Origin of the sequence: Streptomyces dioscori (assembly GCF_003024195.1) — a bacterium.
Lineage (GTDB): Bacteria > Actinomycetota > Actinomycetes > Streptomycetales > Streptomycetaceae > Streptomyces > Streptomyces dioscori.
On the sequence record NZ_KZ679047.1, the window covers coordinates 361,021 to 377,827 of the forward strand.

Consider the following 16,807-nt stretch of genomic DNA (forward strand, 5'->3'; position numbering starts at 1 on the left):
GTCAGCGGTCAGCGGTCAGCGGTCGATCCTGCTCAGGGCCCGCTCCGCCATCGGGTGCGAGCGGACCATGTCGCCCAGCGAGGTGGAGCCACGGGTGATCCCCGCGAACGCCTTCCACGCGGGCCGGAAGCCGGTGAGCGCGGCATGGAACACCCCGGGCCGACGCTCGAAGATCTGGAGCATGCGCCTGCCGATGCTCATCTCCACACCCAGCCCCGCCTTGATCGCGAAGGCGTAGTTCAGCGCCTGCCGCCGCGTGTCCACGGCGTCGTGGGCCTCGGCGATCCGCACCGCCCACTCCCCCGCGAGCCGCCCGGAGCGCAACGCGAAGGAGATGCCCTCGCGGGTCCACGGCTCCAGCAGTCCTGCCGCGTCCCCGCACACCAGCACCCGGCCCCGCGACAGCGGCGAGTCGTCGGCGCGGCAGCGGGTCAGGTGCCCGGACGAGATGCTGGGCTCGAAGCCCGCGAGACCGAGCCGGGCGATGAAGTCCTCCAGGTACCGCTTGGTCGCGGCGCCCTCGCCCCGCGCCGAGATGACTCCGACGGTGAGGGTGTCGCCCTTGGGGAACACCCACCCGTAACTGCCAGGCAGCGGGCCCCAGTCGATGAGGACCCGGCCCTTCCAGTCCTCCGCGACCGTCTCCGGCACCGGGATCTCCGCCTCCAGGCCGAGGTCGACCTGGTCGAGCTTCACCCCGACGTGCGCTCCTATCCGGCTGGCACTGCCGTCCGCGCCGACCACCGCCCTCGCGAGCAGCGTCTCGCCGTCCTGGAGGACGACGGCGACCGAGCGCCGGTCGGGGACCGCCGAGCCGTGCTGTTCCACCCGCGAGACCGTGGCCCCCGTCCGCAGTTCGGCGCCCGCCTTCTGCGCGTGCTCGACGAGCTGGTGGTCGAACTCCGGCCGGTTGATGAGCCCGAAGAGCATCTGCTTGGAGCGCCGCGTCCGCGCGAACCTGCCCTCAAGCGAGAACGTGACCGCGTGGATCCGGTCCCGGAACGGCAACTCGAAACCGGGCGGCAACGCGTCACGGCTGGGTCCGATGATGCCTCCGCCGCACGTCTTGTAGCGGGGCAACTCCGCTTTCTCCAGCAACAGGACGCGGCGCCCCGCGACCGCCGCCGCATAGGCGGCCGAGGCGCCCGCCGGTCCCGCCCCGACCACGACGACGTCCCACACCTGCTGCCCGTCGTCCTGTCCGTCGTCCGAAGAGTTCTCGCTGCTCACGATGGTCTGCTGCTCCGATCCAGCCGCCTGCCGCACCTACTCCACGCATCCTACGGCGGCGTCCGGCGAAGACCGCTGTGGGAGGATCGGCAGCGTATGCAGCGCGCACACCCGTTCGCGCGCACTCGCAGCCGTACCCACTCGTACAACGTCGCACCCACGAGGAGCGTGCCCATGTCGTCGAATCCGGTCGCCGAGACCGTCGTCTCCCTGATGCCCAGGGCGAAGGCGGAGCTGACCGAGCTGGTGGCCTTCAAATCGGTGGCGGACTTCGACCAGTTCCCGCGCAGCGAGAGCGAGGGCGCCGCGAACTGGGTGGCCGACGCGCTGCGCGCCGAGGGTTTCCAGGACGTCGCCCTGCTCGACACCCCTGACGGCACCCAGTCGGTGTACGGCTTCCTGCCGGGCCCCGAGGGCTCGAAGACCGTTCTGCTGTACGCGCACTACGACGTGCAGCCGCCCCTCGACGAGGCCGGCTGGCGGACGCCGCCCTTCGAGCTGACCGAGCGGGACGGCCGCTGGTACGGGCGCGGGGCCGCCGACTGCAAGGGCGGCCTGATCATGCACCTGCTGGCGCTGCGCGCGCTCAAAGCCAACGGCGGCGTCCCGGTCGGTGTCAAGGTCATCGCGGAGGGCTCGGAGGAGCAGGGCACGGGCGGTCTGGAGCGGTACGCCGAGGACCACCCCGAGCTGCTGACGGCGGACGCGATCGTCATCGGCGACTCCGGGAACTTCCGGGTCGGGGTGCCGACGGTCACCACCGCGCTGCGCGGCATGACGCTCGTGCGCGTCCAGGTCGACACCCTCGAAGGCAATCTGCACTCCGGCCAGTTCGGCGGCGCGGCCCCCGACGCGCTGAGCGCGCTGATCCGCGCACTCGACTCGCTGCGTGCCGAGGACGGCTCGACCACGGTCGACGGGCTCGCGGGCGCCTCCTCGTGGGAGGGCCTGCAGTACGACGAGGAGCAGTTCCGCAAGGACGCCAAGGTGCTCGACGGTGTGGAGCTGATCGGCTCCGGCACGGTCGCCGACCGCATCTGGGCGCGGCCCGCCGTGACCGTGCTCGGCATCGACGCCCCGCCGGTGGTCGGTGCCACCCCGTCCGTGCAGGCCGGCGCCCGCGCGCTGGTCAGCCTGCGCGTGCCGGCGGGCGTGGACGCCGCCGAGGCGACCAAGCTGCTCCAAGCCCATCTGGAGACGCACACGCCGTGGGGGGCGCGGGTGAGCACCGAGCAGATCGGGCAGGGCCAGCCGTTCCGCGCCGACACGACGAGCCCCGCGTACGCGGCGATGGCCGAGGCGATGGGTGTCGCGTACGACGGGGCGGAGATGCAGTACGCGGGGCAGGGCGGGTCCATTCCGCTGTGCAACACGCTCGCGTCGCTGTACCCGCGGGCGGAGATCCTGCTGATCGGGCTCAGCGAGCCGGAGGCGCAGATTCACGCCGTGAACGAGAGCGTGTCGCCCGAGGAGCTGGAGCGGCTCGCCGTGGCGGAGGCGTTGTTCCTCCGGAATTACGCGGCGGGGTGAAACCGGGGCACGCCGCCTGGTGGGGCGTGCCCCCCGAGCTTCCGGGGGCTGCGCCCCCGGACCCCCCTTCGGCCTGAACGGCCTCGTCCTCAAACGCCGGACGGGCTGAAAAACAAACGGCCGCCGGCCTGAAAGGCACGGACGGACGGGCTGAAAGGCAAACGCCGGACGGCCTGGACAGCCGAGACCGGACGGGCCGCAAAGCCGACACCGGACGGCCTGGAGAGCGGAGACCGGACGGGCTGGAAAACCTACTGCCCCTGCGGTACCCCTGCCTCCAGGTACAGGGCGGCCCCCCGCTCCCTCGCCCGCAGGGCCCAGCGCAGGCGCTCGTAGCGGACGGGGGGCAGGAGTGTGGCGGCCTCCTCCTCGCTGACGAAGCGCCAGTCGCGCAGTTCGGGGCCCGGCAGCACCAGTTGCCGGGCCTCGCCGCCGCTCAGCCTGCCGCCGTCGTAGAGGAGGCGCAGGCCGCCGTACGCGGGGGGCGCGGGGGGTTCCCAGTCGACGACCAGCAGGCGGGGGACGTCGGTGAGCCGGATGCCGGTCTCCTCGGCGACCTCGCGGATGCCCGCGCGCGCGGGTGCCTCGCCGGATTCGACGACGCCGCCGGGAAACTCCCAGCCGGCCTTGTACGTCGGGTCCACGAGCAGCACCCGGTCCAGCTCGTCGAAGAGGAGCACCCCCGCGGCTACGGTCTCCGAGGTCGGTTCGGGGGTCTGCACGATGTCGCAGGCCGGCACGGATCCGCTGTTCACCGCTTCGGCGACGCGCACGGCGGACTCGTACGGGGTGAGGACTCCGTTGTCGACGGGGTGGGCGTCCGCGGTGAGCCAGCCGGCCAGCGCGGCGCGGTAGGGCTCGATCTGGTCGTACGACCACTGGCGCACCCGTATCTCCCCGTCGGGGAGGTCCGGCGGGACCTCCCGGCCGGCTATTCGTTCGCGCAGGATCGTTTCCGCCGGGGCGAGAAGCACATGGCGCACCGCGATCCTGCGGGACGCGAGTCCGCCGAAGATCTCGTCTCGGTAGTCCTGGCGGAGCAGTGTCATGGGGACCACGAGCACGCCCCCGAGTTCGGCGAGCATCGCGGCCGCCGTGTCGACCACGAGCCGCCGCCAGATCGGCAGATCCTGGAAGTCGCCGACCTCGGCAAGGCGCTTGGCGGGCAGCAGGTGCGCCAGCCCGGTGCCGATCAGCTCGGGGTCGAAGAGTGTGCTGTTCGGGATCAGGTCGATCAGTTCCCGTGCGGTGGTGGTCTTCCCCGCACCGAACGCACCGTTGATCCAGACGACAATCACTAGTACTCCAGGGTGGGAAGGCCGCTTGCCAGCGGCGGAGCCGGATTCGCCGGTTCGTCTGGGAGACGTATGGGAAATCAGGGTGTCCACAGCCCGGCTCCCACCACCTCCTTCTCCCATACGCCCTGAAGATACGCCCCGATCCGCTCCTCCATCGAGACCGTCACCCCGCTGTACGGCCCTTGAGGCCGGGCCGGGACGGCTCAACCTGATGTTCGAGCACGCGGGAAACACCGTGCGGCCCACGCCCGAGCCGGCCCACGGGATCGCGGCCGGAGGCCGACCTATAGAAAGGGCATAGGCCTTCCTCAAGGGGGCGAATCTAGGATCCCGCTCAGCGCAGTCGTCAGCTGAAGAGGGGAAACGTCGTATGTCTCCAGAGCCGATCAGTCGCAGGACCGCACTCCGGTCGTCCTTGGGTGTGGCCGCCGCCGCGGGGCTCTCCGTCTCGGGGATGCCGGTTGCGACAGCCGCGGCAGCCGCGGAGCGAAGGATCGTGACGGAGTTCCCGGATGTTCCGGGCATGTACGGAAGCCGGCGTGCCAACGAACTCTGGTACCAGTTCGACGAGGTCACCATGTACAAGTCGGACCGGGAACTCACCGACGCGTACATCGCCCTCGGTGAACTCTTCGGCGGTGACCTGGAGCGCAGTGCGCTTGCGACGTGGCAGGAACTCAGCGCGGCTCCGGAATACCCGCACAACTTCGCCGAGTTCGTCGCCCCCGCCAGGGAGGCGTTCGCAGTCCTGTCCCGGGCGCAGCTCGGTGTCTTCGACACGTACTACCACAAGAGGGGGCCGGGGCTCGCCTCGGCGTTCGTCGACTTCGGCCAGGGCGTCCTCTTCGACCCGCGCAGGGCGGACGTCAGGTCCGAGGTGCACTCGATGAACGGCAACCCGCCCCGGGGATATCACGTTTGGCACGCCTATATGCGCGCCATGATGCTGCTGGACGTCGACGCCCGGCGCTGGCGGTCGATCGCCAGGTACAACGCCCTCGCCTGGGCCGTCCAGACGGTGGCGAAGCCGAACCTGCGCACGGTCAACCCCGAGCTGCCGAAGGCCACCGTGGTGCAGCTGGCGGCCACCTGGCTGCCGCGCGGCCCCGCCCAGCTCGACGCGGAGTTCCAGTCGTTCCCCTACCCCCGGTAGAGCAGGCGCCCGGGTCCGCCGCGGGCACGGCGGGCGAGGCCGCCGAAGCGCTCGTGGCCGTCACGGCGGGCCCGGGGTCAGCGACCCGCTGCCGTGACCGGGTGGAGGGCGGGAGGTGACGCCGCGTCCCTGAAGGCGAGTTCGCCGCTGAGCACCGCCTGGTGCGTGAGCATGAGCGAGCGGCCTGGCGAGACCCCGAGCTCCTCGTCGAGGAGACGGCGGGCGCTGTGGAAGACGGCCAGCGCGTCGCCCTGTCGCTCGCTGCGGTACAACGCGGTCATCAGCTGGGCACGGAACCGTTCCCGCAGCGGGTAGCGGGCCACCAGGTCGGTCAGTTCCGACACGACCCCCGCGTGCTCCCCCTGTGCCAGGTCCGCGTCGATGCGGCACTCCAGGGCCGCCGTCCGCGCCTCGTTCAGCCCGGGCTCGGCGGCTTCGCGCAGGAACGTGGTGGCGTCGGCCAGCGCCGGCCCGCTCCACAGGGCGAGGGCGGAGCGCAACCGCTCGGCGGCGGGCCCGTACCGCCCCGCCCGGAAAGCGTCCTGCCCGAGCCCGGCCAGCCGTTCGAACTCGTACAGGTCGACGGAGCTCTCCCCGGTGTGCAGTACGTAGCCGGGGCGCCGGCGCACCAGCTGGATCCCGGGGCCGAGCCGCCTGCGCAGCCGGGACACGTAGGTGCACAGCTGCGCGGTCACCGTCGCCGGGGCGTCGTCGCCCCACAGCAGCGCGATCAGCCGGCTGTCGGGCACGACCGAGCCGCGCCCCAGCACCAGCGCGGCCAGCAGCGCCCGCGGTTTGGTTCCTTCGAGTGCCGTCTCGTCACCCCCGGCGCACATGCGCACCGGACCGAGAACGCGGACCTGCATGATCTCCCCCAGAGGTCGGTGAAGCGGTCCCGCCGGTCGTACGCGTGCCGGTACGGGCGGGTCAGTCGGTGCGCGAGAAGCGGCGCGCCGCCACGGCCAGCGCTCCCACGGCGAGCAGCGCCAGGAACGCCAGTTCCAGGAGCACCGGCGGTGTCCATCCCCACCACTGGGGCCCCGCGTCCTCGCCGGCCCATGCCGTACCCCCGGGGATGACCCGCCGCAACGCGTCCACTCCGTAGGTGAGGGGGTTCACCACGACCGCGGCGTTCAGCCACCCGGGCAGCTGGTGGACGGGGAACAGCGCGCCCGACAGGAACAGCAGCGGCATCGCGCACAAACCCATCACGATGTCGAACGTCTCCGGTTTCCTGATGCAGACGGCTCCGAGGACGCCCAGCACGGTGAAGGAGAACGCGACCAGGACCAGGACGGCCAGCGCGAGGAGCAGGTGGAATCCGTACGGAACGCCCACCACACCCGCCATCAGGAGCATCGGCACCGCGTAGGCGGCGCCCGACGTCGCGCCGCCCAGACATATCCCGCCGAGCAGCGCCCCGCGTCGTACCGGGGCCACGAGCATCTGGCGCAGGAAGCCCGCCTGCCGGTCCCACACGATGAGCGCGCCCACGGTCATCGCCGGCCCCTGCACCACCATCAGCAGCACACCGGGGAAGAGGTACGACCGGAAGTCGCCGGAGCCCGGTCCGGCACCCGCACCCGCGCCGGGCCGGTCGAGCGCCGAGTTCAGACCCGAGCCGAGGATCAGCAGGAACAGCAGTGGCATGACGAGGCTGGTGGCGATCCGTACGCGGTTGCGTACGAACCGGAGCATCTCCCGGCGCCACAGCACACGGAGGGTGCGCAGATCCCTGGCCGCGGCGGCGCGTCGGGGCGGTGCCGGCACCGCCGCCACGGGCCGCGGGGTCAGGTCGGGCAGCGCATCGGCATGAGTCATGGGCGGACTACCTCCTGGGGCCGGCCGAAAGAGTGGGGCCGGGACCGCCCGCGTCCCGGATGGGGCGCCCGGTGTAGTGCAGGAAGACGTCGTCCAGAGTCGGCGGAGTGACCGTCACCGAGTGGATCGGCACCGTCAGTTCGGAGCACAGCCGCGGGACGAACGCGGCACCGTCCGCCACTCTGAACCGCAGACCGGCCGCGCTCGCCGTGGCGTCGAGGCCGAAGCGGGTACGGATCGCCTGCGCCGCGGCCGTGTCGTCTCCGGTTCGGATCTCGACCAGGTCGGAGGCGATCACCGCTTTGAGGAGGGCGGGGGTGTCCTCCACCAGGAGCTTTCCGTTGTCCATGATGGCCAGTCGGCCGCAGTGCTCGGCCTCCGCGAGGTGATGGGTGGTCAGGAAGATGGTGACGCCGTCCTCGCGGGGCAGCCGGAGCAGGTACTCCCAGATCGCTCCGCGGGTCTGCGGGTCGAGACCGGTGGTCGGCTCGTCCAGGAACAGCACCCGCGGGGAGTGCAGCAGGCCCCGGGCGATCTCCAGGCGCCGCTGCATGCCTCCGGAGAGCGTGCGCACCATGGCATTCCTGCGGTCGGCCAGATCCACCAGTTCGAGCAGGTGCCCGATCCTGTCCCGGGCCGTACGGCGCGGCATATCGAAGAGGTCCGCCTGGAACCGCAGGTTCTCCTCGACGGTCAGTTCCCGGTCGAGGGTGGTCTCCTGGAACACCAGGCCGATGCTGCGCCGCACTGCGGCGGGTTCCCGGACGATGTCGTGCCCGGCCACCTCGGCCCGGCCCGAGGTCGGCCGCGACAGGGTGCACAGCATGCTGATCGTGGTGCTCTTGCCCGCTCCGTTGGGGCCCAGGAATCCGAAGATCTCCCCGGCTGGAACGGCGAGGTCGAGACCCGCCACGGCCTCGATGTCGCCGTACGCCTTGCGCAGGCCCTCGGTCCTGATGACGGCCCCGGTACCGGAGGGCGTCACCGCGGAAGCCCTCGTACGGGACGTCGCACACTCATCAGCGTGTGGAAGAGCCGGACGTCGTCGCTCTCCCCCACGGGCTTTCCGCCCACTTCCACCCAGGCGTGCGCGATGAACGGCTGGGTGCGCACCCCGGTGCACCAGTCGGGCCGCACCCCGCGCAGCTGGCACAGCAGCACCGTGGCCACCGAGCGCTGGAGGCAGCCCTGGCCCGCGCAGCGGGAGCTGACCGTGACCACCGCCGCCCGTGCCGCCAGTGCCTGTTCCTCCGTGGCGGGGCGGGTACCCGCCCCCGTCACCTCCAGGAACCTGCGGAGTCGGCGCGGCGGCAGTCTGATCAGCAGGCGGGCCGTGCCCGCTGCGGCACGTGCGGTGAGGTGGCGGTGCCAGGTCAGTTGGGTGGAGTCCCCGGAGGCGACCGACATGCTCATGGGGTCACCACCAGATGTGCCGACCTCAGAGCGCCGACCAGGGTCCGGACATCGGCCAGGGCGACGTCGGCGGTCACGGGAGCGCTGTTCGCGAGGCGGGCGGCGGCCTGCTCGGGCGTCAGGCCCTCCAGCAGCAGCCGCAGCGTGGCCGCGCCGGTCCGGTTGAGCTGCCAGTAGCGGCCGTTGCGCTGATCGAGCAGGACCAGCCCGTCCTCGGTGTCGGCGGTGGTGACGTCGGGCGGCAGGGATAGGGTCACTGCGATTCTCCTGCGGGGAGTGGGTGCTGGGCCCGGTGGGCGTCGAGGGCGCGGAGCCACCCCTCCACGGCGAGGGTGGGCTCGAAGATGCCGAGCTGTCGTGCCAGGGGGCCGGGGGTGAGCAGCCGTGTGCGCAGCACCGCGGGGTCGACCAGGCCGCCGCGGGCGAGACGGGAGTCCTCGCAGAATTCGAGCAGCCTGCCCCGGTTCTGCCGCAGCCCGTCGTAGACCTCCGCGCTGAACTCGCCCTTGCTGCGGCGCTCCAGGACGTCGGAGGGAACCACCCCGCGCATGGCCGTGGCGAGGACGGGCTTGTAGCGTCCGCGCAGGACCCGGTCCTCGATCCGGACGCCGAGCGCGGCCTCCACGACCCGGTCGTCCAGGAACGGTGCCTCCCAGCCGACCCCGCTCCCGGACGGCAGCGAGTTCAGCTCCCGCAGAGCGCTGCCGGTCAGGGCCACGCTGTCGAGCAACTGGTGGCGGTCCCGGGCGGGATCGAGGGGCGAGGGTTGGGACGCGGCGGCCTCCCGCAGCAGTCGGCGTACGGTGCCGACCGCGTCCTCGGTCGCCCAGGGCGGCAGGTGTACGTCCGCGTTCCAGGAGAGCGGCGGTCCGGACGACCGGACCGGCGGGCCGCCGATCGAGCGGGCCGCCGAGGCCAGCCACTGCGGGAAGGCGGACCGGTCGGTGAGTGCGCGCACCATCGGCAGCAGAGGCCAGCGGTTGCCGACCCGGATGCGGTGCAGCAGGGGAAGGCTGGTCAGCGGATGGCGGTGGAAGAGCGACCACAGCTGCGTCGGCAACGTGCTGAACAACTCGTCGCCGCCCACGCCGAGCAGGTGTGTCGTCGAACCCTCGGCCGCCATCCTCCGTGCCAGCGAGGCCATGTGGGCGTGGTTGCGGAACCACGTGAGCGGTGCGTCCGCCCGTCCGAGGGCGGACACGTCCAGGTCGGTGGTGGCCGTGAACCAGGGGGCACCCCGAGGCGTGGAGAGGTGCCGGGCCTCGGGCAGCCGCCGGGCGGCCCGCTCGGCCCAGACCCCGTCGTCGTTGCCGCCGTCCAGCGGTTCCCAGTGGTGGGTGAGGAGTTTCCCGCCGGCCTCGGCGGCGAGGAAGCAGAGACTGGTGGAGTCCATTCCGCCGGACAGGTCGGCGCTGATCACGCCCTTGTCCCCGATGCGGACGGAGACGGAGTCGCTCAGCGCCTGCCGTACGGAGCGCGCGGCTTCGGCGAGCGGCTTGTCGGACGGTGGCGGTTCCCACCAGCGGATCGGCCGGCCGCCCTCCGGGCCCATGTCCAGCCAGGAACCGAACGGCAGTTGCTCGACACCGGCCCACACGGACCTGTTCCGCAGCGGCCAGGGCGCCGCGGGAGTCAGCAGCCGCAGCGCCAGTGTGTCCTGGTCGACCTCCGCGTCGGCGAATTCCGCGAGGGAACGGGAACCGTCGGATGCCACGACGCGGCCACCGATCCGGGCATACGAGATCTGCCGCGCCGTGGAGAGCGAACCCTGCGCGCGGACCCGCCCGTCGAGTACGGCGAGGAAGTGGAAACTGCCCGGCAGCGTCCGGACGAGCCCGTCCAGGTCGCGCAGCGAGGTCGCACGGGCCAATGCGCGACGCACGACGCCCGTGTCGACGCGGGAGCGTCCGACGATCGCGATCCGGCGCGGGCCGGCCTCGACGAGTGTCATGTCGCTCTGTGGCCAACTGCCGATCAGCCAGGGGCGTCCCGAGTCGTACGTGATGATCCGGGAACCCGCATGGCCCAGCGCGCGGTCGGCGAGCGCGGCGCCGTCCTCGGTGTCCTCCAGGACTACAAAGCCCATGTCGCCTTCCCCGTGGTGACTGTCACGACCGGTGGTGCGAACGCGGAGGCCGCGGAGACCCGAAGGTCTCCGCGGCCGTTGGATCAGCCCCAGATCGGGGTGCTGGCGCTGAACAGGTCCGTGTTGCCGCCGAAGGGAAGGCCCAGCGTGAGCTCGGAGAACTCACCGACCTCCACCAGGGTGGGGATCTCGTAGGTGTCCTGGATGTCCTGCTGCTCCATGTGAAGCCACCGTCCTCGGGTAAGGAATACGGGAGGGAGACCCGCGATGGCGGGCGTCCCTTGATCTCTTGGACGGCTTCACACTAGGTTTCCCAGAGTCCTGGGTTCATGGGACCGGGAGCCCATTCCGGCCCCAGAACAGGGGTTACGCGTCACGCCGCCGGAGCACGAGATAACCGCCCAGCAGCGTCGCCGCGTTCCAGGCGAGCATCACCAGGAGCCCGGTGCCCGGGCCCAGGACCGATTCGCCGTCGGGCACGACCTCGATCATGCGGGTGCCGGCCTGGTCGGGCAGGAACTGCGCCACGGGCTGCAGCGCGGAGACGTTGTTGAGCATCGGGGAGACGAAGAAGAAGAGCGGGATCATGATGATCAGTGACGAGACCGAGCTGCGCAGTATCGCCGCGACTCCCATGGCGAACGAACAGACCAGCGTCATGTAGAGGCAGCCCCCGACCGTCGCGCGCAGCACCCCGTCGTCCGTGATCGTGGTGCCGTGCGGACCGAGTGCCGACTGGGCCAGGAAGAAGCTGGGGAACACGGTGACCGCGGATACCGCGAAGGCCGCCAGCGTGCCCGACAGCCACTTGGCGAGGTAGAAGACACCGCGTTGCGGCACCGCGGCCAGCGAGGCGCGGATGGTGCCCGAGGTGTACTCACCGGTGACCAGCAGTACGCCGAAGGCGAGCAGGATGATCTGCCCGAAACCCAGTCCGGTGAAGCCCGAGTAGACCGGGTCGAAGTTCCGCTGCTCCTGCGGGGGCATCCGGTCGAAGCTGCCGCGGACGGCGAAGGCGAAGGCGACGTTGGAGCCGACGGTGACGACGAACGTCGCCAGCAGCAGCCAGGGCGTCGACCGGACCGTGCGGGCCTTCGTCCACTCCGAACGCAGCACCGCGGCGGACATGGCCGCACTCATGCGCCGCCCTCCGTTCCCTGTCGCCGGACCGGGACCTCGCCGGAGGCGCGGTATTCGACGGCGCCGGCGGTGAATTCCATGAAGGCGTCCTCAAGCGAGGCCGACTGGGTGCTGACCTCGTGCACGGTGAGCCCGTGGGCCGAGACCAGTTCACCGATGACCGCGGCCCGCGCCCCGACCGCTTCCAGTGCTCCGTCCGAGCCCGTCAGTACCGGGATGCCCGCACGCGACAGGGTTTCCCGCATCCGTTCGGGCTCGGGTGTCCTGATCCGTACGAAAGTGCGTGAGTTGGCCTCGATGAACCGGGTCACCGACGTGTCCGCGAGCAGCCGCCCGCGGCCGATGACGATCAGGTGCTCGGCCGTGAGGGCCATCTCGCTCATGAGATGGCTGGAGACGAACACGGTGCGTCCTTCTGCCGCCAGTTTCTTCATCAGGTCGCGGATCCACCGGACACCCTCCGGGTCCAGGCCGTTGACCGGTTCGTCGAGCAGCACGATCGCGGGGTCTCCCAGCAGTGCGGCGGCGATGCCGAGCCGCTGTCCCATCCCCAGGGAGAAGGTGCCGGCGCGTTTGTCGGCCACCGCTTCGAGGCCGGTGAGCCGCAGCACTTCGCTCACCCGTGACTCAGGGATGCGATTGCTCTGGGCCAGGTACCGCAGGTGGCCGCGGGCGGTGCGTCCGCTGTGGAAGGCCTTGGCCTCCAGCAGCGCGCCGATCGTCCGGAGCGGCTCCTTCAGCTGACGGCAGGGTCGGCCGTCGACGAGGATCTCACCGGCACTGGGCCGGTCCAGGCCGAGCGCCATCCGCATGGTGGTGGACTTGCCCGCCCCGTTGGGGCCGAGGAAGCCCGTCACCTGGCCGGGGCGCACCTCGAAGGAGAGACCGTCGACGACCGTGGCCCGTCCGTAGCGTTTTGTCAGTTCTCTCGCGTGGATCACGCCTCCCACGCTTCCGCAGGGCACCCTCCCGCGGCATCGGGCCGGGGGGTGAACTCCGGTGTCGGCCCAGGGGCGCACGGAGGGGACGTGCGCCGGTCGGCCTCAGACCTGGGTATGACCTCCCCAGGTCTGAGGCGGAGCCGTGCGGTGGTCGAGTACGGTCGGGGAGTGGCATCACGCTCCCCGCTCCCCTTGTTCACCTTGTTCACCCGCGGCCTCGGCCGCCGCTCGCTGGTGGCTCTCGACTGCGTGGCGGCGGGGACGTACACCGCGCTCCTGGTGGGGACGACGGTCGTCGGGGACCGGTCGGCAGCGTCGGGTGCCGTGCTGTCGGCGGGCGCGGAGTGCGTGCTCATCGGCGCGACCGCGCTGCCCGTAGCGGTCCGGCGGCTGTGGCCGGTCCCCGTCCTGGGCGTGGTGCTCGTGATGACCACGGCGTCCATCCTTCTCGACGCCGTACGGGACCCGTTCGTCGCGAGTGCCTGCGCCCTGTACTCGGTCGCGCTCGCGGGCCGTGGCGGGCTGCGTACCTTCACCGCGTCGGTGGGGCTGCTGGGCCTCGCCGGGGTCTTCGCCCGGCCCCTGACCACCGCTCCCTACTGGTGGATGAACGGGCCGGGCCTCGTCCTGTTCGGCTGGGCGACGATGGGCGCCGCGTGGGTGGTCGGCCGGGCGGTCGCCGAACGGCGGGCGTACGCGGCCGTGCTCGCCGAGCAGTCGGCGCAGCGGGCGGTGGCCGAGGAACGGCTGCACATCGCGCGTGAGGTGCACGACATCGTGTCGCACAGCATGGGCCTGATCGCGGTCAAGGCGTCGATCGCCAACCATGTCGCGCCGTCCAGGCCGCAGGAGGCGCAGGACGCGCTGCGGGTCATCGAGTCGATCAGCCGTGGCGCCTTGGACGATGTGCGGGCCCTGCTCGGCGTGCTGCGGTCGGGGACGTCCGGCGGCGCCCCGGTGGTCGCCGAGACCGCCCCGGCGCCGGGGGTGGACGCCCTGCCGGATTTGGCCGAGCGGGCGCGTACCGCGGGTGTCGAGGTGGAGTTGCGCGTCATTGACGCGGACCGGGTGCCGGAGGGGGTGGGGCTCTCGGTCTTCCGGATCGTGCAGGAGGCGCTGACGAACGTCGTCAAGCACGCGGGGCCCGCCCGGTGCAGGGTCACGGTCGAGGCGGTCGAGGACGCGGTGAGCGTCGAGGTGACCGACGACGGGGGGCCGGGCGCCGCCGCACGGGCCCGTCCGGGCGGACAGGGCCTGGTGGGAATGCGGGAGCGCGTGGAGGTGTACGGCGGCAGGTTCTTCTCCGGCACGATGCCGGAGGGAGGGTTCAGGGTGGCCGCCCGTATCCCCTTCGAGCGTGTCCACGGCGTTGCCGGAGGAGTGCTGTGAGCGAGGAAGGCGATGTCCGCGTCGTGGTGGCGGACGACCAGGCGCTGCTGCGCGGCAGTTTCCGGGTCCTGGTGGACAGCGAGCCCGGACTCCGGGTGGTCGGTGAGGCGGGGACCGGGACGGAGGCGGTGGAGGTCGCCCGGCGCGAACGCCCCGACGTCCTGCTCATGGATGTGCGGATGCCGCGGATGGACGGCATCGAGGCGACCCGGCTCATCCGGGAATCCCCCGAGTGCGCCGGCACCCGGATCCTCATCCTGACCATGTTCGACCTCGACGAGTATGTGTACGCGGCACTGCGGGCCGGGGCCGGCGGGTTCCTGCTGAAGGACACGCAGCCGGACGACCTGCTGCGGGCCATCCGCGTGGTGGCGGACGGCGAGGCTCTGCTGGCGCCCTCGGTGACGCGCCGTCTGATCGCGGAGTTCGCCGCCCGCCCCGAACCGTCGAGGGTGCACCCACCCGATCTGGTGGCCGCGACCGAACGCGAGCGGGAGGTGCTCCTGCTGATCGCCCGCGGTCTGTCCAACACCGAGATCGCCGGTCGGATGTGCGTGACCCTGGCCACCGTGAAGTCCCATGTGGGCCGTCTCCTCGCCAAGCTGGACGCGCGCGACCGGGCCCAACTGGTCATCGCCGCCTACGAGTCGGGGCTGGTCACCGCGGAAGGACCGGCCCTCACCCCAGACCGGCGTCCCGCGCCCGGACGGCTGCCGCCACCCGGTCGGTGACCCTCAGTTTGGCGAACAGACTGGTGATGTGGTTGCGCACGGTCTTGTGCGACAGCACGAGGGTGCTGGCGATGAGCCGGTTGTCCATGCCCCGTGCGATCAGCGCGAGTATCTCCCGTTCCCGGTTGGTCAGTTCGGGGAAGGCGGCCTGGGCGGGGATTCCGTGTACGGCGGAGAAGAACGCACCCATGCGCTCGGCCACCGGCGGGCTGAAGACCGCTCCCCCGTCGGCGGCGATGCGGATCGCGCGAACCAGTTCCTGCGCGTCCACGCCCTTGAGCAGATAGCCGCGCGCTCCGGCCCGCAGTACCGCCACGACCAGGTCGTCGTCCGGCGAGGCGCTGATCGCGACGACGTGGGGCGGTTCGGGGGACGGGCCGCCCGCGGAGCGTTCGAGGATCGTTCGCGTGATGTCGACTCCCGCGCGGTCGGCCATCTGAAGGTCGACCAGGACGACGTCGGGCTTGACGCTCCGCCGGAACAACAGGTCGAGGACCTCGGCCCCGCTGGACGCCTCGGCGACCACGCTGAGGCCGTCGGCGCCCTGTAACGCCAGGCGCACCCCGTCCCTGAAGAGCGGTTGGTCGCCGACGAGCAGGATGCGCGTCGTCGCCCCGCCCTCCGGTTCGCGTGACATGTCCAATACATCCAGAGCGAACGATGATGCCCTTTGTGCCGGCACTGTGTCTCCCGTTTCGTCGTGCATCTGTTTCTGAGGCGATGGAGGTCGTCTGCGGCCCACCGGCCGCCGCCCGGGGAGCGAGGACGGTCACCCGGTCGGTTCGGGCGCCGTCATCGTCGCGGCCCGGCCGGGACACCGGGCACACGCTCACCGGTGCCGTCGGGCGGTCCCTCCGCGACCGGCCGGGCACACACCGGCACGGGCGGGGGCCGCGGCGGTCCCGCCGGTCACCCCGGGACGCCGCAGCCCGCCGTGCCCGGCCCGGACCTCACGCCTCACCGCCCGGACTGCCGAGGCCCGCGTACACGGTGCACACGGGGGCCGCGGGGTTCTTGTAGGCGACCCAGCTCAGCCTGCGCAGACCGCGCGGCTCCGGGCCGCAGACCGCGGCCACGTTGGCCCGGTACAGCGCGGGATCCGCGCCAGCCATGTCCATGAGCAGGGAGACGCGTTCCGCGGAGACCTCGTCGTCGACGATGTTCGGTTCCAGCGGACAGTACAGAGTCACCGACGCCGGTACGGAGCGCCCCGGCTGGAAGGCCAGACAGGTCATGGGCGCCTTCTTCCAGCGCTGCACCGGGACACCGCCGGCGATCACGCCGATCACCTCGGTGAACACTCCTGCCCGGTGGTCCGCGGCGACGGCGCCGGCCCGGTCGATCCCCTCGGCGTCGACGCCCGTGTGCCGCAGGTAGACCTTGACCCGCGCGTCCGGCGACTCGGACAGGTCCAGCCCGACGAGGGCGACCTCGTGCTCGGGAGCGTCGAGATCGCCGCCCCTGAAGTGGTCGACGACCGCCTCCCACTGCTCCGCCAGGCCCAGACGGCGCAGCACCTCGGCGGTCACGGCCGCCGGCGAGGCACCTGTGACACCGGGATTGAGATACAGCTTGAACAGCGGCGGCTCCCCCTTGGGCGAGAGTTCGGCGGCATGCATCGAGGAGAACGGGCCGCGGGGTTCGTCCGCGCACCGGAAGAGGTCCTCGATCTCCCGGTAGCGGCCCAGGTGTACGCCGAACTCCTCGGCCAGCCGCAGCGTGAACGCGTGCCCCTCCCGCTGCCGCGACCGCGGTGTCACCGGTTCCCGCAGTGCCTCCAGCAGCACCCGGACCCCGACGACCCCCGATGCCGAGTGGGCGAAGGAGAACTCCAGCGGCGCCCCGTTGTTCGCCACCCACGAGGTGTAGTTCTCGAAGTTCGACAGGGGCGCGGCCGCCCAGTCGCCGAGCACCGAGGTCAGGGCTCTCGCCTGCGGCACCATGTCCGCGGTGGAGAGGCCGAGATGCCGGCAGGCACCCTCGAAGTAGATGTTGACCAGCTCGCCGTAGGAGGTGGGCGTACGGTCGCCCGCGAGGGGCCAGGGGCGGAATCGCAGGGTTGTCATCGGGTGTCG

Annotated in this window: 17 protein-coding genes; 4 read left to right on the forward strand and 13 right to left on the reverse strand. The window is 71.7% G+C overall.

From position 1 onward, the window contains the following. Window positions 1–15: 15 nt before the first annotated feature. Window positions 16–1,230, reverse strand: coding sequence for a geranylgeranyl reductase family protein (locus C6Y14_RS25880; RefSeq protein ID WP_107019261.1), 1,215 nt, complete (start codon window positions 1,228–1,230; stop codon window positions 16–18). Window positions 1,231–1,404: 174 nt separating this feature from the next. On the opposite strand from C6Y14_RS25880, the gene C6Y14_RS25885 reads away from it, so the two are divergent. Then, window positions 1,405–2,760 carry a dipeptidase gene (locus C6Y14_RS25885; RefSeq protein WP_107019206.1) on the forward strand — a complete coding sequence of 452 codons (1,356 nt, stop codon included), beginning with the start codon at window positions 1,405–1,407 and terminating at the stop codon, window positions 2,758–2,760. Window positions 2,761–3,011: 251 nt separating this feature from the next. Here the strand turns inward: C6Y14_RS25885 and C6Y14_RS25895 are convergent, their stop codons facing one another. Next, complete coding sequence (locus C6Y14_RS25895) at window positions 3,012–4,058, reverse strand: NUDIX hydrolase (RefSeq protein ID WP_107019208.1); 1,047 nt, start codon at window positions 4,056–4,058, stop codon at window positions 3,012–3,014. 496 nt (window positions 4,059–4,554) lie between these two features. On the opposite strand from C6Y14_RS25895, the gene C6Y14_RS25900 reads away from it, so the two are divergent. Next, window positions 4,555–5,211: a hypothetical protein gene (locus tag C6Y14_RS25900; protein ID WP_225891268.1), complete on the forward strand. Its 657-nt coding sequence runs from the start codon at window positions 4,555–4,557 to the stop codon at window positions 5,209–5,211. Between the two features lie 77 nt (window positions 5,212–5,288). On the opposite strand, the gene C6Y14_RS25905 is transcribed toward C6Y14_RS25900, so the two are convergent. From C6Y14_RS25905 to C6Y14_RS25945, 9 genes are all read right to left on the reverse strand, one after another. After that, window positions 5,289–6,077: an AfsR/SARP family transcriptional regulator gene (locus C6Y14_RS25905; RefSeq protein ID WP_107019210.1), complete on the reverse strand. Its 789-nt coding sequence runs from the start codon at window positions 6,075–6,077 to the stop codon at window positions 5,289–5,291. A 61-nt stretch (window positions 6,078–6,138) separates the two neighbouring features. Next, window positions 6,139–7,032 carry an ABC transporter permease gene (locus C6Y14_RS25910; RefSeq protein ID WP_107019211.1) on the reverse strand — a complete coding sequence of 298 codons (894 nt, stop codon included), beginning with the start codon at window positions 7,030–7,032 and terminating at the stop codon, window positions 6,139–6,141. A gap of 7 nt (window positions 7,033–7,039) precedes the next feature. Continuing rightward, window positions 7,040–8,017, reverse strand: coding sequence for an ABC transporter ATP-binding protein (locus C6Y14_RS25915; RefSeq protein WP_107019212.1), 978 nt, complete (start codon window positions 8,015–8,017; stop codon window positions 7,040–7,042). Beyond that, the gene (locus C6Y14_RS25920; RefSeq protein ID WP_107019213.1) at window positions 8,014–8,445 is read right to left on the reverse strand and encodes a lasso peptide biosynthesis B2 protein; all 432 of its coding nucleotides are present in this window, start codon (window positions 8,443–8,445) and stop codon (window positions 8,014–8,016) included. The genes C6Y14_RS25915 and C6Y14_RS25920 overlap by 4 nt, the downstream gene beginning before the upstream one ends. Then, on the reverse strand, window positions 8,442–8,702 hold the full coding sequence (locus tag C6Y14_RS25925) for a lasso peptide biosynthesis PqqD family chaperone (RefSeq protein WP_107019214.1): 261 nt from the start codon (window positions 8,700–8,702) through the stop codon (window positions 8,442–8,444). The genes C6Y14_RS25920 and C6Y14_RS25925 overlap by 4 nt, the downstream gene beginning before the upstream one ends. Beyond that, the gene (locus tag C6Y14_RS25930; protein WP_107019215.1) at window positions 8,699–10,531 is read right to left on the reverse strand and encodes an asparagine synthase-related protein; all 1,833 of its coding nucleotides are present in this window, start codon (window positions 10,529–10,531) and stop codon (window positions 8,699–8,701) included. The genes C6Y14_RS25925 and C6Y14_RS25930 overlap by 4 nt, the downstream gene beginning before the upstream one ends. 83 nt (window positions 10,532–10,614) lie before the next feature. After that, window positions 10,615–10,752: a lasso RiPP family leader peptide-containing protein gene (locus C6Y14_RS25935; protein ID WP_107019216.1), complete on the reverse strand. Its 138-nt coding sequence runs from the start codon at window positions 10,750–10,752 to the stop codon at window positions 10,615–10,617. A 145-nt stretch (window positions 10,753–10,897) separates the two neighbouring features. Then, the gene (locus C6Y14_RS25940; protein WP_199854853.1) at window positions 10,898–11,671 is read right to left on the reverse strand and encodes an ABC transporter permease subunit; all 774 of its coding nucleotides are present in this window, start codon (window positions 11,669–11,671) and stop codon (window positions 10,898–10,900) included. After that, complete coding sequence (locus tag C6Y14_RS25945) at window positions 11,668–12,612, reverse strand: ABC transporter ATP-binding protein (RefSeq protein ID WP_107019262.1); 945 nt, start codon at window positions 12,610–12,612, stop codon at window positions 11,668–11,670. Before C6Y14_RS25945 ends, C6Y14_RS25940 begins: the two co-directional genes overlap by 4 nt. Before the next feature lie 168 nt (window positions 12,613–12,780). Between C6Y14_RS25945 and C6Y14_RS25950 the strand changes: the two genes are divergently transcribed. Together C6Y14_RS25950 and C6Y14_RS25955 are read left to right on the forward strand one after the other, a co-directional pair. Continuing rightward, window positions 12,781–14,001, forward strand: a complete 1,221-nt coding sequence (locus C6Y14_RS25950; protein WP_225891269.1) for a sensor histidine kinase — start codon at window positions 12,781–12,783, stop codon at window positions 13,999–14,001. Beyond that, window positions 13,998–14,732 carry a response regulator gene (locus C6Y14_RS25955; protein WP_107019219.1) on the forward strand — a complete coding sequence of 245 codons (735 nt, stop codon included), beginning with the start codon at window positions 13,998–14,000 and terminating at the stop codon, window positions 14,730–14,732. Before C6Y14_RS25950 ends, C6Y14_RS25955 begins: the two co-directional genes overlap by 4 nt. Here the strand turns inward: C6Y14_RS25955 and C6Y14_RS25960 are convergent. Continuing rightward, the gene (locus C6Y14_RS25960; RefSeq protein WP_107019220.1) at window positions 14,680–15,369 is read right to left on the reverse strand and encodes a response regulator; all 690 of its coding nucleotides are present in this window, start codon (window positions 15,367–15,369) and stop codon (window positions 14,680–14,682) included. The two genes, C6Y14_RS25955 and C6Y14_RS25960, sit on opposite strands and share 53 nt — an antisense overlap. Window positions 15,370–15,682: 313 nt before the next feature. Then, a complete protein-coding gene (locus C6Y14_RS25965) occupies window positions 15,683–16,798 on the reverse strand; it encodes a tryptophan dimethylallyltransferase family protein (RefSeq protein WP_107019221.1) in 1,116 nt (371 codons plus the stop codon). Between the last annotated feature and the right edge of the window lie 9 nt (window positions 16,799–16,807).